The sequence below is a fragment of the Enterococcus viikkiensis genome, from assembly GCF_005405345.1.
GTDB classification, from domain to species: Bacteria; Bacillota; Bacilli; order Lactobacillales; family Enterococcaceae; genus Enterococcus_A; species Enterococcus_A viikkiensis.
This window is the reverse complement of the sequence record NZ_BJDW01000023.1, coordinates 24,923-40,076: the sequence shown is the minus strand read 5'-3', so window position 1 is coordinate 40,076 and position 15,154 is coordinate 24,923. Positions and strand designations below refer to the sequence as shown.

At 40.0% G+C, this 15,154-nt stretch carries 12 protein-coding genes; 5 read left to right on the top strand and 7 right to left on the bottom strand.

Annotated elements, in window-relative coordinates; translation table 11 throughout:
* Positions 1-296 precede the first annotated feature (296 nt).
* Both FFM67_RS10340 and gdhA read right to left on the bottom strand, forming a co-directional pair.
* Positions 297-1,643 (bottom strand): glucose-6-phosphate isomerase, encoded by a 1,347-nt coding sequence (locus tag FFM67_RS10340; protein ID WP_137614484.1) that lies wholly within the window; start codon positions 1,641-1,643, stop codon positions 297-299.
* A gap of 85 nt (positions 1,644-1,728) precedes the next feature.
* Entirely contained in the window at positions 1,729-3,072 is a 1,344-nt protein-coding gene (gene gdhA / locus FFM67_RS10335; protein ID WP_137614483.1) for an NADP-specific glutamate dehydrogenase, read from the bottom strand.
* A 162-nt stretch (positions 3,073-3,234) separates the two neighbouring features.
* Here gdhA and FFM67_RS10330 point away from each other — a divergent pair, with 162 nt between their 5' ends.
* Positions 3,235-4,491, top strand: a complete 1,257-nt coding sequence (locus tag FFM67_RS10330) for a BaiN/RdsA family NAD(P)/FAD-dependent oxidoreductase (RefSeq protein WP_137614482.1) — start codon at positions 3,235-3,237, stop codon at positions 4,489-4,491.
* Here FFM67_RS10330 and ybaK read toward each other — a convergent pair.
* Positions 4,488-4,973, bottom strand: coding sequence for a Cys-tRNA(Pro) deacylase (ybaK, locus tag FFM67_RS10325; protein WP_137614481.1), 486 nt, complete (start codon positions 4,971-4,973; stop codon positions 4,488-4,490). The two genes, FFM67_RS10330 and ybaK, sit on opposite strands and share 4 nt — an antisense overlap.
* 137 nt (positions 4,974-5,110) lie before the next feature.
* Here ybaK and FFM67_RS10320 point away from each other — a divergent pair, with 137 nt between their 5' ends.
* Complete coding sequence (locus FFM67_RS10320) at positions 5,111-6,148, top strand: tagatose 1,6-diphosphate aldolase (protein WP_137614480.1); 1,038 nt, start codon at positions 5,111-5,113, stop codon at positions 6,146-6,148.
* Between the two features lie 76 nt (positions 6,149-6,224).
* Here FFM67_RS10320 and aroD read toward each other — a convergent pair whose 3' ends face one another.
* Both aroD and FFM67_RS10310 read right to left on the bottom strand, forming a co-directional pair.
* Positions 6,225-6,974 carry a type I 3-dehydroquinate dehydratase gene (gene aroD, locus FFM67_RS10315; RefSeq protein WP_137614479.1) on the bottom strand — a complete coding sequence of 250 codons (750 nt, stop codon included), beginning with the start codon at positions 6,972-6,974 and terminating at the stop codon, positions 6,225-6,227.
* A gap of 20 nt (positions 6,975-6,994) precedes the next feature.
* Entirely contained in the window at positions 6,995-8,164 is a 1,170-nt protein-coding gene (locus FFM67_RS10310; protein WP_281279106.1) for a class I SAM-dependent rRNA methyltransferase, read from the bottom strand.
* Between the two features lie 177 nt (positions 8,165-8,341).
* On the opposite strand from FFM67_RS10310, the gene FFM67_RS10305 reads away from it, so the two are divergent.
* From FFM67_RS10305 to FFM67_RS10295, 3 genes are all read left to right on the top strand, one after another.
* Complete coding sequence (locus FFM67_RS10305) at positions 8,342-10,453, top strand: LTA synthase family protein (RefSeq protein WP_137614477.1); 2,112 nt, start codon at positions 8,342-8,344, stop codon at positions 10,451-10,453.
* Between the two features lie 120 nt (positions 10,454-10,573).
* Positions 10,574-11,230 (top strand): hypothetical protein, encoded by a 657-nt coding sequence (locus FFM67_RS10300; RefSeq protein ID WP_137614476.1) that lies wholly within the window; start codon positions 10,574-10,576, stop codon positions 11,228-11,230.
* A gap of 134 nt (positions 11,231-11,364) precedes the next feature.
* Positions 11,365-12,804 carry an NCS2 family permease gene (locus FFM67_RS10295; RefSeq protein ID WP_137614475.1) on the top strand — a complete coding sequence of 480 codons (1,440 nt, stop codon included), beginning with the start codon at positions 11,365-11,367 and terminating at the stop codon, positions 12,802-12,804.
* 37 nt (positions 12,805-12,841) lie between these two features.
* Here the strand turns inward: FFM67_RS10295 and FFM67_RS10290 are convergent, their stop codons facing one another.
* Both FFM67_RS10290 and FFM67_RS10285 read right to left on the bottom strand, forming a co-directional pair.
* Positions 12,842-14,305 carry an ATP-binding protein gene (locus FFM67_RS10290; RefSeq protein ID WP_137614474.1) on the bottom strand — a complete coding sequence of 488 codons (1,464 nt, stop codon included), beginning with the start codon at positions 14,303-14,305 and terminating at the stop codon, positions 12,842-12,844.
* Positions 14,302-15,024, bottom strand: a complete 723-nt coding sequence (locus FFM67_RS10285) for a winged helix-turn-helix domain-containing protein (RefSeq protein ID WP_137614473.1) — start codon at positions 15,022-15,024, stop codon at positions 14,302-14,304. Before FFM67_RS10285 ends, FFM67_RS10290 begins: the two co-directional genes overlap by 4 nt.
* Between the last annotated feature and the right edge of the window lie 130 nt (positions 15,025-15,154).

Genomic DNA, 15,154 nt, shown 5'->3' with positions numbered 1-15,154 from the left:
TAACTTTAATTTTACAGAATGGACTTTCTCTTTTTCTACCCTAAATTTCTATTTACACAAAATATTTTACGCTATCGGGAAAAATTATAGTTTTTAGAAAATTCGCAAAACACAAACAGAAACAACTATGGTTATTTTTAATCTAACGTTCATTTTTTATTTATCTTTATTTTTTTTAAAGCGATTTCATCAGTCTGTAAAAATGTTTTTTATCATTGATTTTGATTCGTTACAACCTATTTTTACTGTACCAATTAAAAAAACGACCTTCGCAACGCGAAAGTCGTTTTTTCTTTTTATAAACGATCGTTTAATTCTTTAGCTAGATCTTCAAAGCCTGGTTTTCCAAGCAAAGCAAACATATTTTTCTTGTATGCTTCTACACCCGGTTGGTTGAATGGGTTAACCCCTAATAAGTAACCAGAGATTCCAACTGCGATTTCAAAGAAGTACATTGCATAACCTAAAGTGTACGCATCCATTGTTGGAATGTTTAACACTAGGTTAGGCACGCCGCCATCCGTATGCGCTAATAATGTTCCTTGGTAAGCTTTTGAGTTAACAAAGTCAACGTCTTTACCTTCCAAGTAACCTAAACCATCTAAGTCAGATTCTTGTGCAGGAATTGCCACTGATTTGCGTGGTTTTTCAACTTTCACGATGGTTTCGAAAATGTTACGACGACCTTCTTGGATGTATTGTCCAAATGAATGCAAGTCAGTCGAGAAGTTGGCACTTGATGGGTAGATCCCTTTCAAGTCTTTTCCTTCTGATTCGCCGTACAATTGTTTCCACCATTCGTTGAAGTATTGCATTCCTGGTTCGTAGTTGACTAAGATTTCAGTCACTTTCCCTTTACGGTATAAGATATTACGAAGTGCTGCATATTGATAGGCTTCATTTTCATCTAAGTTATCACTTGAGTATGCTTCACGTGCATCAGCAGCCCCTTGCATCAATGCATCAATATCAGCGCCACTTGCTGCGATCGGTAATAAACCAACAGCTGTAAGAACAGAGAAACGTCCGCCGACATCATCAGGAATAACGAATGTTTCCCAGCCAGCCGCGTCTGCTTCAACTTTAACTGCGCCACGAGCTTTATCAGTTGTTGCGTAGATACGTTTGTTGGCTTCTTCTTCACCATATTTTTTGATCAATAATTCTTTAAAGACACGGAATGCGATTGCTGGTTCAGTTGTCGTTCCTGATTTTGAAATAACGTTAACTGAGAAATCACGATCTCCGATGACTTCGATTAAGTCAGCAATATACGTTGAGCTGATTGAGTTTCCAGCAAAGAATACTTGCGGTGCTTTACGATCTTCTTTGTCTAAAACATTGAAGAATGTTTGATGCAAGAATTCGATTGCTGCACGAGCGCCTAAGTATGAACCACCAATCCCGATAACAACTAAAACTTCAGAATCAGATTGGATTTTTTTAGCTGCTTTTTTGATTCGTGCAAATTCATCTTTATCATAGTTTACAGGAAGATCGACCCAACCAAGAAAATCATTTCCTGCGCCAGTTCCTTCGTGTAATTCTTTATGAGCTCGAGCTACTTCAGTTTTGATGTAGTCCATTTCATGGTCGCTCACAAATGGTGCTACTTTCGAGTAATCGAATTGAATGTGTGCCATTATTTTTCCTCCTTGAAAATCACTTCAGTACAACCTATACTTTACGTTTCTTTTCCATTTTTTTCAAGCTCGAACCTCCCAAAAATTAAACTAATCCTTGAGCTAACATTGCTGCCGCAACTTTTTCAAAGCCAGCGATATTGGCGCCCGCAGCGAAATTATCTTTTTCAGCATATTTTTCAGCAGTATCACGACAGGTTTCATAAATATTTTTCATAATATCGTCTAACTTACTGTCCACTTCTTCCTTCGTCCAAGCTAAGCGTTGTGCGTTTTGACTCATTTCTAATGCAGATACTGCGACTCCACCAGCATTTGCTGCTTTTCCTGACCCATAAAGAATGTCATTTTCAAAATACAATTTTACAGCATCCATCGTGCTTGGCATATTTGCGCCTTCAGCTACGACTTTAACCCCATTTTTTACTAGGATCTCTGCTTTTTTGCCATCAATTTCATTTTGCGTCGCACATGGCAAAGCGATATCAGCCGCCGTTTCAAGGTCCCAAACAGAACCTTCATAATACTTCGCGGTTGAACGTTCTTTAACGTATTCAGTCAGACGTTCCCGGCGCACTTCTTTAATTTCTTTCAACAAGTCTAAGTCAATGCCCTCTTCATCATAAATGTATCCATCGGAATCGGAACAGGTAATTGCTATCGCACCTAATTCATGGGCTTTTTCAATCGCATAGATAGCTACATTTCCACTACCAGAAACCAATACTTTCTTTTCTTCAAAGGAATCCCCGCGGTCTTCCAACAAATGTTTAACAAAATAAACGGTACCATAGCCAGTTGCTTCTGTTCGTACAAGGCTGCCGTTGAACCCGACTGGTTTTCCGGTTAAAACACCCATGTCGTATTCACGAAGACGTTTGTATTGACCAAATAAGTACCCAATCTCACGACCACCAACACCAATATCTCCAGCAGGCACATCTAAGTTTGGTCCGATATGTTTTGACAACTCCATCATAAAGCTTTGACAAAATCGCATAATTTCTGCGTCGGATTTCTTTTTCGGATCAAAATCTGAACCGCCTTTTCCGCCACCAATGGGCAGATCCGTCAAACTATTTTTAAAGATTTGTTCGAAACCTAAAAATTTCAAAATACTCAAATTAACACTTGGGTGGAAACGTAATCCGCCTTTATATGGACCAAGCGCTGAATTAAATTGGACGCGATAGCCGCGATTAACCTGCCAGTTTCCTGCATCATCTTGCCAAGGTACACGAAATTGAATCATTCTTTCAGGTTCAAGAATGAGTTCTAAAATATTCTTCTCTACGTACTCTGGATGCTCTTCTAAGAAAGGAATGACTGACGGTAAAAATTCCTCCACCGCTTGTAAAAATTCTTCTTGGTTTGGATCCTTTGCTGCTAAGTTCTTTTGAACCTGTTCCACATATTCTCTTACTTCCATCAAATTCCTCCTCACATTTAATATTCATAGTTTACATCATTTTTTAATAGAAGTGGGAATTAATTCATGCTACACTGCAATTTATAAATGGAATGTTCGTAAATGAAACAATGACTTTTAAGTAAAATCGTCAGACAAATATAATAGAGGTTGGTTGACTAGATGAAAAACAAATTTGATGTGATCGTGATCGGTGGCGGTCCCGCCGGTATGATGACGAGTATTACTGCTGCGATGAATGGATCCAAAGTCGCACTTTTTGAAAAAAATAAACGCTTAGGTAAAAAGCTGTTAATGACTGGTGGTGGTCGTTGTAACGTGACAAATAATCGACCAGTAGAGGATCTGATTACCCACATACCTGGAAATGGACGCTTTTTATACAGTACCTTTGCTCAATTTGATAATCAGGACATTATGAATTTTTTCAATGAGCGTGGGGTTGCTTTAAAGGAAGAAGATCATGGTCGGATTTTCCCGGTATCAAATAAATCAGCGACAATTGTCGACACTTTAAAGAAGGAATTGGAAAGTCTAAACGTGGAGCTGCATTTTAAGGAACCCGTTGAAAAAATCATTTCTGATGGAACAACGATTCAAGGGGTACGTACCGCTGAAGGTGATTATTCGGCTAAAAGCGTGGTCATTACTACAGGGGGCATTACTTATCCTTCAACTGGTGCACAAGGAGACGGCTACCGTTTTGCGAAAAGTGTTGGTCATCATGTGACACCCTTATATCCCACCGAATCACCGATTTTTTTAACTGATGATTTTGTTGCTGCAAAATCTTTACAAGGCCTATCCCTGCAAGATGTGTCCTTGAGTGTAGTAGACCAAAAAAATAAGACTGTTGCCGGCCATGAAATGGATCTGCTGTTTACTCACTTTGGTGTTTCGGGCCCGGCAGCGCTGCGGTGTTCCAGCTTTGTCAATCAGCTGCTGAGAACCCAAGAAACAGTCACATTAAAACTTGATTGTTTCCCACAGCTTACGAAAGGCGAACTTTTAGCTGAGATCAAAGAACGAGGCTCTGCCTCTACTAAGCAATTAAAAAATGCTTTAGCCGGTATTTTACCTGAACGATTACTGTTATTCTTTTTAGAAAAAGTTGGAATCAGTGAGCTGACATTTGCCCAAACGTCTAATGAGCAATGTGCGCAACTAATCGACTATTGTAAAAATTGGTCATTGACCGCCAATAAGACCTTTGGTTTAGAAAAATCCTTCGTTACCGGTGGTGGTGTGGAACTTAAAGAAGTCAATCCTAAAGATTTAGCTAGCAAAAAAATCCCCGGCCTGTATTTTGCCGGGGAGGTGCTCGATGTGAACGGCTATACTGGCGGCTATAATATCACCACCGCCTTTTGTACCGGCTATGTTGCCGGAACAAACGCCGCTTATTACGCTTTTGATTAAAGCGTCAACTCAACAAATTGCCCTCGCGTCAGTTCGATAATGGCGTCGGGGGCAATTTCCATTTGTAGCCCTCTTCTACCAGCGGAAATAGCTATTTTTTCGAAATTTTTTGCCGATGCGTCTACAAAGGTTGGAAATAATTTTTTCATTCCAATCGGAGAACAGCCCCCGCGAATATAACCGGTAGTCGCTTCCAAATCTCTTAGATGGAGCATCTCAACTTTTTTATTGCCACTAGCCTTCGCAATTTTTTTTAGATCCAGTTCATGATTGCCTGGAATCACCGCTACTATGGGGCCGGTTTTATTTCCTACTGCAACTAAAGTCTTGAAAATGCGCGCCGGTTCGATTTTGACCTGCTCTGATACATGGCCCGTTCCTAGATCCTCTTCACTCCAAGCATACTCATGCTCGATATAGTCAATTTTCTTTTGTTCTACCAAGCGAATTGCATTGGTTTTTTGAATTTTTTTCTTCGCCATGTCAATTCCTCACCTCTACCTATTTCCTAGAGTCTAGCAAAAAAAAGTCAATCAAACAAATGATCGTTTTATTTGGTCTTTTTCCGCAAAAGTCCTACACTAAAATTGTAGCAAGATCAGAAAGGAAGGATTTCATCATGAAAAGAATTTCAAGAGGAAAGTTTGAAAAGATGCAACAATTGTCAAATGATCACGGCGTCATTGCGGCCTTAGCTATCGATCAACGAGGCTCTATGAAAAAAATGATGCAAACGGCCATGGGCGAGGAAAAATTCTCAATGGACCAAGTTTATGAGTTTAAAGAATTGGTTTCCCAAGAATTAACCAAACACGTCAGTGCCATCCTTTTAGATGAACAGTACGGCTTCAAAGGGATCAAGGCCAAAGATCCCAATTGTGGTTTGATCATGTCTTATGAAAAAACCGGCTACGATGCGAATACACCCGGTCGCTTACCTGAATTATTGCCAGACGAATCCTTAGATCGCTTGTTAGCAAAAGGCGCTGATGCGGCGAAAGTCTTGGTCTATTATGATCCTGATGAAGCACAGGAAATTTTAGACGTGAAGCATGCCTTCTTAGAACGCTTAGGAACAGAAGCTTTAGCGGCGGATATTCCAGTATTTGTGGAACCGATTGTTTACGACAGTAAAATCACCGATGATCATTCACCAGAATTCGCAAAGATTAAACCGAAAAAAGTAATCGATACAATTAAGAAGTTCACCCAAGACAAGTATCATATTGATGTCTTAAAAGTCGAAGTTCCTGTGTTATTTAAATATGTTGAAGGTTATACTAAAAACAGTGATCCCGTTGTTTACACTCAAGAAGAAGCAGCGGCTTACTTCAAAGAAGCCAGTGAAGCGGCAACCCGGCCCTTCATTTATTTAAGTGCTGGTGTACCTGCGGATATTTTCCGGGATGAATTAAAATTTGCCGGACAACATGGTGCCAATTATTGTGGTATCTTAGGCGGTCGAGCTACTTGGCGGGACGGTGTCCAAGTCTATGCCGATAAAGGCAAGGAAGGCTTGATTAAATGGCTCGATACACAAGGACGTGAAAATATTGAAGAATTAAATGAAATTCTCGATCAGTATGCGAAACCTTGGTATGAAATCTATGGCGGGTTAGACAATATCGAAGTCTTTGATCTTGAGGTAATGGAATAACAATAAGAGAGTGAAACATTTTTTAGATGTTTCACTCTCTTATTGTTTGAACTGATATATGTCCCTTCGATAACTCTTATCGTAACTCGTTTACGATCATCGCCAATTTCTCTGCTTCAATCATCGCATCAGGTTGCGCTTTTCCTGCTAAAGACCCATAAGTCATACAAGAGCCATCCAGTGAACCGCCGACTTGTGCAAATTTACCCAGTCTCCCTAGCAAAACAGAAATAATCGGGAGAGTCACAAAAGTCTGTGCCTTCATAATGATTTTCATTTGTCGCAAAACATCTGCTTCATTTTTAGGAGTAACGACAATTTTGGCCAAATCCGCTCCTGAATGTTCAATTAAGTTTAAGCGAAATAACAGTACAGCATCTTCTGGTATCTGTTCGAAATCGTAATAGCTCATAATGACTCGCACATCTAGTGCCTGTATCCATTTTATAAATGTTGTCGAAAGTGTGTCAACGATCGAAACCTCGATATCCACCAAATCAATCGCTCGCGAAGAAACCACAAACTCATTGATCTGCCGGTACTGATTGAGCGGTAAATCCAATGTTCCTCCTGCCCGCTCGGTGCGTAGATTAAAAATCAAAGGAATATTACGGATTTCATCTCGCAAGGCCAGCAAAGTCTGATTCAATTTTTCTTCATCGAACAGGTCCTCATAATAATCCGCACGCCATTCGATTACTTCTGCGACATTTTTCGCTTCATTTGCCTGTTCTATGATTTCATCGAAGGTCTTTCCCAAAATCGGTACGCAAATTTTAGGTTTTCCTGCGTCAAACCGCACCTCTCTTACTTGCACATCCATCATACATATCCCATCCTATTTTTCTATTTTTTAATCTCATAAAACAATACCTTCAAGTAATTGCTTTCTTCAAAATGACTGGCTGGAAAATCGGCAGGCAATCGATAGCTTTCTACTAAACGATAGGTCGCTTGCTTGTTGTCTAAGGCTTGTTCAATTGCCTGTTTGAACTTCTTGATAGAAAGATTGGCCGCATTGGTCGAAGCAATGATCGTTCCTTCATCAGATAGGATCTCGACACTGTCTTCAATCAACCGCCCGTAATCTTTTGCCACGGAAAATGTTTTCTTCTTATTACGAGCAAAACTTGGTGGATCTAAGATAATTACATCATAACGTAAGTTTTTTCGCATTGCATATCGGAAATAATCAAAAGTATCCATGACGATAATTTTTTGCTGTTCTAATGGTAAGTCATTAACAGTAAATTGCTCCTGGGTCTTTGGCAAACTACGTTGCGCTAAGTCCACGCTAGTCGTTGCCATCGCGCCACCGTAAGCGGCCGCTACTGAAAAAGCACCAGTATAACTGAACATATTCAACACTTTCTTGCCAGCCGCCAGTCCTTCAGTCAACCGTCCCCGAACTTCTTTTTGATCCAAAAAGATCCCCGTCATATAACCTTCATCTAGATAGACCGCATAAGAAACACCATTTTCCAGAACAATCAACGGCTCTTGCGGCTTCTCCCCCATCAACCATTGACTTTCTTTTAAGTCGCTAGTAAAGCGGATCTTTTCCACTATGCCTTTTGCAGTTGGAAATGCCGCTAACAAGCTATCTAAAATCTCTTGTTGAAAATGATAGATCGTCTGATTGTACCAAGACAACACTAAATAATCGTGATAATAATCGATCGTCATTCCGCCGACACCGTCTCCTTCACCGTTAAATAAACGAAAAGCGGTCGTTGTTTCATCCGCAAAAAAAGCTTGCCGACGCTGGATTGCTTGTTTAAAAACTTCTATAAAAAACGCACCGTCGATGGGTCGCCGCGTGCGATCTAACACCCAACCCATGCCTTTATTTTGTTTACCTAAATAGCCGGAAGCAACATAGTTAGCACTACCGTCAACAAAAGTCACCCATTCAAGGGGAATTTTTTTAATATTTTGTTTTAAATCTTCTATTTGAATTAACGGATTTCCTTGACGAATTCGTTTAATTCCATTATTTGTTAATTCTATCTTCACATTCATCCCTGCTTTCTCCAACAGTATATCAAAAAAAGTAGTTAGTTTTCGCTTATAAAGTTTTTATTAAAGCTGATTGTTCCTAATTTGATAAAAATTGACGAGGGCCATGTAAGCGAGTAAAATGTTACCAAGTGAACAATTTGCATTTCTTCTGCATTAGAAAGGAAGTTACTATTGAATAAACTCAAAACACCAAAATTTTTAAATAAACGCTTAGGCTTTTATGCCTTATTAACATTCTTATTATGGGCCAAAAGTATCTTTGCCTATTTATTTGAATTCAATCTTGGGATCGAGAGTCTGACCCAATACTTTATCCTCTTCATCAATCCGATCGCCTCAACGATGTTCTTGTTATCGATCGCCTTGTATGTGCGCAGACCAAAAGCATCTTATCGAACAATGATGGTAATTTACGCGCTGGCCAGTTTCTTACTGTTTGCCAACGTCGTCTACTATCGCGAATTTACCGACTTCATTACCGTCAATACGTTCTTAGGTGCCGGTAAGGTCGCTAGCGGTTTAGGTGAAAGTGCCCTTCGTTTGTTCCGTCCATACGATCTTTTATTCTTGATTGATATCATTATCTTGCCGCTACTTTTATGGCGCAAACGAATCAAAGAGGAAGAGCGTCCAGTACGTGCTCGTATGGCTTTTGCGATGACTGCTCTATCGATTATGATCTTCTCAGGAAATCTTTTCTTGGCAGAAGCAGATCGTCCAGAATTATTAACTCGGACTTTTTCTCGCGACTACTTGATTAAATACCTTGGAGTTAATGCCTTTACCGTTTATGATGGTATCCAAACTTATAATACTAACCAAGTCAGAGCAGAAGCGAGCCCGAATGATCTAAAGGATGTCGAAGCGTATGTCAAAGATCACTACGCCGCTCCAAACAGTGACTATTACGGGATTGCCAAAGGACGGAACGTTATTACAATCCATTTAGAAAGTCTGCAACAGTTTGTGATTGACTACAAATTGAAGGATGCAAATGGGCAAGAACATGAAGTGACTCCCTTCTTAAACAGTATTTTCCATAACAACAGCACCTTTGCTTTTGATAATTTCTTCCACCAAGTCAAAGCCGGAAAAACATCCGATGCGGAAACATTGATGGAAAATTCATTATTTGGGTTGAATCAAGGCTCGCTCTTCTCGCAATTAGGCGGAAAGAACACCTTCCAAGCAGCACCGGATATTTTGAAACAAACAGAAGGCTATACAAGTGCGGCCTTCCACGGAAATTCAGGAAACTTCTGGAACCGGACGGAAACCTACAAAAATCTTGGGTATGATTATTTCTTCGATTCTTCATACTATGATGTGAACGATGAAAACTCATTCCAATACGGCTTGCATGACAAACCGTTCTTCCAGCAATCAGTGAAATATCTGGAACGTCTGCAACAGCCTTTTTATTCAAAATTTATTGCTGTTTCCAATCACTATCCATACAGTGAATTTAAAAATGATGAAGCAGGATTCCCAATGGCCGATACTGGTGATGAAACCATTAATGGTTACTTTGCGACAGCCAACTATTTGGATAAAGCCGTTGAAGAATTCTTTAACTATCTAAAAGCTTCTGGCTTGTATGACAATTCCATCATCGTTATGTATGGTGATCATTATGGAATCTCTAATTCAAGAAATCCTGATTTAGCACCGTTATTAGGTAAGTCGAAAGAAACTTGGTCAAACTATGACAATGCACAAATGCAACGTGTTCCTTACATGGTTCATATACCTGGGCAAGAAAAAGGTGGCATCAACCATACTTACGGTGGTGAAGTCGATGCGTTACCTACTCTGCTTCATCTATTAGGTACAGATACAAGTAAATACTTGCAACTAGGTCAAGATTTATTATCAAAAGATCATGATCAAGTCGTGGCTTTCCGTGATGGCGATTATGTCACACCAAAATATACCAATTATAGTGGCAACTTGTATGACAACAAAACAGGTCTTCCGATCACTGAACCGGATGAAACAGTCAAAGCCGAAACAGATGCGAACAAGGATGCTGTTGCGAAACAGTTAGATACCTCGGATCACATTAATAACGGGGATCTCTTAAGATTCTATTCAGCTAGCGGATTGAAACCAATCGATCCTTCTGATTATAACTATAAAGATGGCTTGAAACAGATGGAAAAAATCGAGAACAAACTCGGTGATAAATCCACTAGCATCTTTGATCAGCATGGAAAAAAATCCACTCAGGACTTGTACAAAACCGAAACTTACAAACAGTATCAAGAACAAACTCAACCATAATTCTCAATCACCCATTTCGCCAACATACGAAATGGGTGATTTTTTTGCACTTATTTCTTCTGATAGAATTCATACTTCTTTCAAATTAAGAATCTATACTACTCATTAAGAGGTGAGTATATGAATCTTTTTTCAACAACACTTGCAACGATCAAACGACATCGCTTTCAATTTTCGATTTCATGGGGGATTTGTTTATTCGCCCTTTTTAGTTTAACCAGCTTGGGAGTGTTACGGTCGATCTTAATCCAATTAGATTCGCTCGACCAAATCAAGCTATTTACGAAGCCTGAAATTAAACAGCTACAGGAATATTTTGCTAACCGCCTACTTTTTTGTTGTATCGGTTTCTTTTGCTTACTGTTGTTTGGCTTTATTCTGCGCTTATACAGCCAAAAAAAATATACCACTTCACTAAAACAATTAATTTACACTACAGGATTGGAATTTTTTATTGTCCTGATAGTTGCTACGATTAGCTTGATTCTTTTCTTTGCGATCTTTGAACCAGTCTACGAAAGTGTCTTACAAAATTTGTATCACCAAGGCTTAAACCAATTCAAGAACCTACCGAATTTTGTTTTAAGTAATGGTACCAGTGGAATTGCATATTCGATTCGGTCTTCCCTGTCCTTTGAGTTATCCTCTATGACTTTACTTGATCTTTTTTTTAGTGCTTTACTGAAGGCCTGCATTTTTCTCGTCGCAAGCTTAGGCGTGATGATTCTCCTGCTCCAAACAATCAATCGAATCCACAAAAGGAAGAATGTACGTTAAAACACGAACATTCTTCCTTTTAATTGTTTTTTTATTTAAATAAAACTTGAAAGTCGATTATTCCTTCATTATACTAAAAAAGTATTCGGGTTTTGTCGATATCATGAACTTATTTTAAGGAGCGTTTATTTAAAATGGAAAAATTCTTCAAGTTAAAGGAACACGGAACCAACTTTTCAACAGAAATGATGGCGGGGATTACGACTTTCTTCGCGATGAGTTATATTTTATTCGTTAATCCAAGTATTTTATCAGCTTCAGGAATGCCATTTCAAGCGGTATTTTTAGCAACGATCATTGCTTCTGTCATTGGTACATTAGTCATGGGGTTGTTCGCTAACGTGCCTTATGCGCAAGCACCAGGTATGGGACTGAATGCGTTCTTCACTTATACAGTCGTTTTTGGATTAGGTTATTCTTGGCAGCAAGCACTAGCGATGGTTTTCATTTGCGGAATCATTAATATTTTGATCACGGTTACTAAGATTCGTAAATTGATCATTCGTGCGATTCCTGAAAGCATGCAGCACGCGATTGGCGGCGGAATTGGGATCTTCGTGGCCTATGTGGGAATCAAAAATGCTGGTCTGCTTTCCTTTACTGCTGACTCTTCCGCCATCACTAACAGCGTGGTAGAAGGCGGCAAAGCAACCAATGTTTCGATTAACAGCGGAATTGTCCCTGCTTTAGCGAACTTCAATAATGCACCGATTCTTTTGGCGATAATTGGTTTGGTTTTAACGACGATCTTAGTCGTTAAAAATGTTCGTGGCGCAATCTTGATTGGTATCTTAGTCACGACTTTGTTAGGTATTCCAATGGGCGTCGTTCAATTAGGCGCGATTGATTGGCACGCAAATTCATTAGGCAATTCGATCCAAGAGCTTGGTACGACTTTTGGTGCTGCTTTTGGTTCAGCCGGCATGGGCTCACTTTTTTCTGATTCATCAAAATTGCCGCAAGTATTAATGACGATTTTAGCCTTTAGCTTGTCTGATACCTTTGATACGATTGGAACCTTTATTGGAACTGGCCGAAGAACCGGCATCTTCTCCAAGGAAGATGAACTGGCGTTAGACAATGACGGCCGTGGCTTTAAAACAAAGATGGATAAAGCATTGTTCGCAGATGCAATTGCTACATCGATTGGTGCGATCTTCGGTACGTCGAATACTACGACTTACGTTGAATCGGCAGCCGGTATCGGTGCTGGTGGACGGACGGGGTTGACTTCCGTTGTTGTTGCTATTTTATTTGCTCTAAGCAGTCTGTTTTCTCCATTAATTGCGATTGTACCCGCGCAAGCAACTGCCCCTGCCTTGATCTTAGTTGGAGTCATGATGTTGGCATCCTTCGCGGATATTAATTGGTTGGACTTGGAAGAAGCCGTTCCTGCTTTCTTCGCTAGTGTCTTTATGGGCCTATGTTACAGTATTTCTTATGGGATTGCTGCTGGCTTCATTTTCTACACGATTGTCAAAGTTATTAAAGGAAAAACCAAGGAAATCTCACCGATTCTTTGGATCGTTGATCTACTATTCATTTTGAACTTTATCATCTTAGCGATTTTATAAATTCAACATTAAAAAGAAGCATAAAACCGATTTGGTTTTACGCTTCTTCTTTTTCGTCTTCTTTTACCTCAGCGGGAAATGTCACTTTGAAGGTCGTTCCCTTTTCGAGTTCACTAGTTACCTCAATCGTTCCACGATGCAGGCGAACTAATTCTTGAACGATAGACAATCCCAAGCCGGACTCGCCATATTTCGTATTTTTCCGTGATGGATCAGCTTTGTAATAGCGATCCCAAATATTTTTTACTTGTTCCTCCGACATACCGATCCCATTATCACTAATTTCGATCGCTGTCGCAGCAGCTTCTTTTTGGATTGAAACGTTAATGGTCCCGTTTTGTGTGAACTGGATCGCGTTTTGAATCAGGTTCACCAGCACTTGAACGAACCGATCGTAATCTGCATAGACATCAATCGTATCATTCGTGTTCAAGACTAGTTGATCGCCAGAAGCCTCAGCTTTAGCTTGTAGTTGCGTCAATAGAGTCGAGACCGCTTCAGTTGCATTGAATTTCTGCAAAATTATACTGATTTGATTGGTACGGATCTTTTCATAATCGAGATTTTCATTGACCAAACGAATTAACCGGGACGTTTCGTTTTGCATCAAGCTGATTGCTTTGGCCTTTTGATTTTCCGGAATTGCATTGTATTGTAGCCCTTCTAAAAGACCGTTAATGGTCGTCAGTGGTGTCCGCATTTCGTGAGAAGCATCCGCCATAAATTGTTTCCGACGTTCTTCTTGCCGCTCGATCTCATCTTGCGATTCTTTCAAGGAAATGGTCATTCGATTAAAATCATTGGCTAGATCATCAAATTCATCCCGATTGCGATTTGGGACTACTACATCAAAATTCCCTGTGGCAACTTCTTTGGTGGCCGAGCGCATCCGATTGATCCGTTTTACCTGTCTGGTAGCAAATAAATAGCTAACAATGATCGCAATAATCGAGGCGATGATAAAGGCTTTGAAGAGGTCCGTCACGATCGAATTGACACTGTTCTCCACGTTCATCGCTGGCTGACTTACTAAAAGCACCCCATAAAAAGAATCATTGCTGAAAAACGGTACCATCGCATAAGAAGTCGTTTGATTTTGGCCCATCACATTCTTCGTACTGGTTTCCTTTTGCTGCTGACCGGCCTTTAACGCTTTCCACTGCGCATCACTAACTAAATGCTTATTGACTTTACCGGCTTTTTGCGGATACTGGACATTTTGATCCTTGTCGATAAAAACAAAGGTTACCCCTTGCTGATTCAAACTAACTTCTGTGACACTAATAGCGTTTTGAAAGGCCGCGTCTTCCGTCATCCAATCATATTGGCTGCTGAATGAAAGATTGGTTTTTTCAACCGAGCGGGCATAGCCAAACAATTCTTTGTAGTTATTATCCTCAAGTGTTTTTCGCGTGAATTGAGTAAAGGAAAGCCCCAAGGTCAACAGGATCAATAGGATCAATCCACCGAAAGCCAACAATTGCTGATAAAGATACTTCATCGAGCAACCTCGGTATCATCAAATTTGTAACCGACGCCCCAAACCGTTTGAATGACCTGCGATCCGACTTTTTCAATCTTTTGACGCAACTTTTTGATATGGGCGTCCACTGTCCGCTCATCGCCAAAATACTGATAATCCCAAACCAACTCCAACAACTGTTCTCGAGTAAAGACTTGTCGCGGCTTCTTCGCCATTGTATAAAGCAAATCAAATTCCTTCGGCGTCAGTCCCTCAATCGCCTTATCATCTAAATAAGCTTCTCGCGTTTTCAAGTTCATTTTGAAATGATCGGTTTGGATATCAAAGTTTTCATTGTTCGCTGCGACTTCCTTATTCGGTTCAGCCGCTAACCCACTACGACGATGCAACGCCTTGATCCGTGCGATTAAGGTCAGAGGGGAGAAAGGTTTTGTGACATAATCATCGGCTCCCATTTCCAAGCCAATCACTTGATCGCTTTCAGAATCCCGTGCCGTCAGCATAATAATCGGTACTGTGCTGGAAATTTTACGAATCTCACGCCCCACTTCCATGCCATCCATGCTAGGTAGATTTAAATCCAGCGTGATCATGTCCCATTTTTGCGGGTCAGCTTTAAACGCCTCCAAGCCTTCTTTGCCATCATATTTAAATTCAGCTTCCCAGCCTTCATTTAAAAAGAACATCTGCATCATTTCAGAGACGGATTCATTATCCTCAATCATTAAAATATTCATACAATATCCCCCTAGTGTCATCTATTCTCATACTTAGTATACTCTATTTCAATTTTTCCAACCATTACCTTACTTATATCTTCACTAACAATTTGCTTTTTCTTCAATCTTTTTAGCGCTTTCCTTTGAT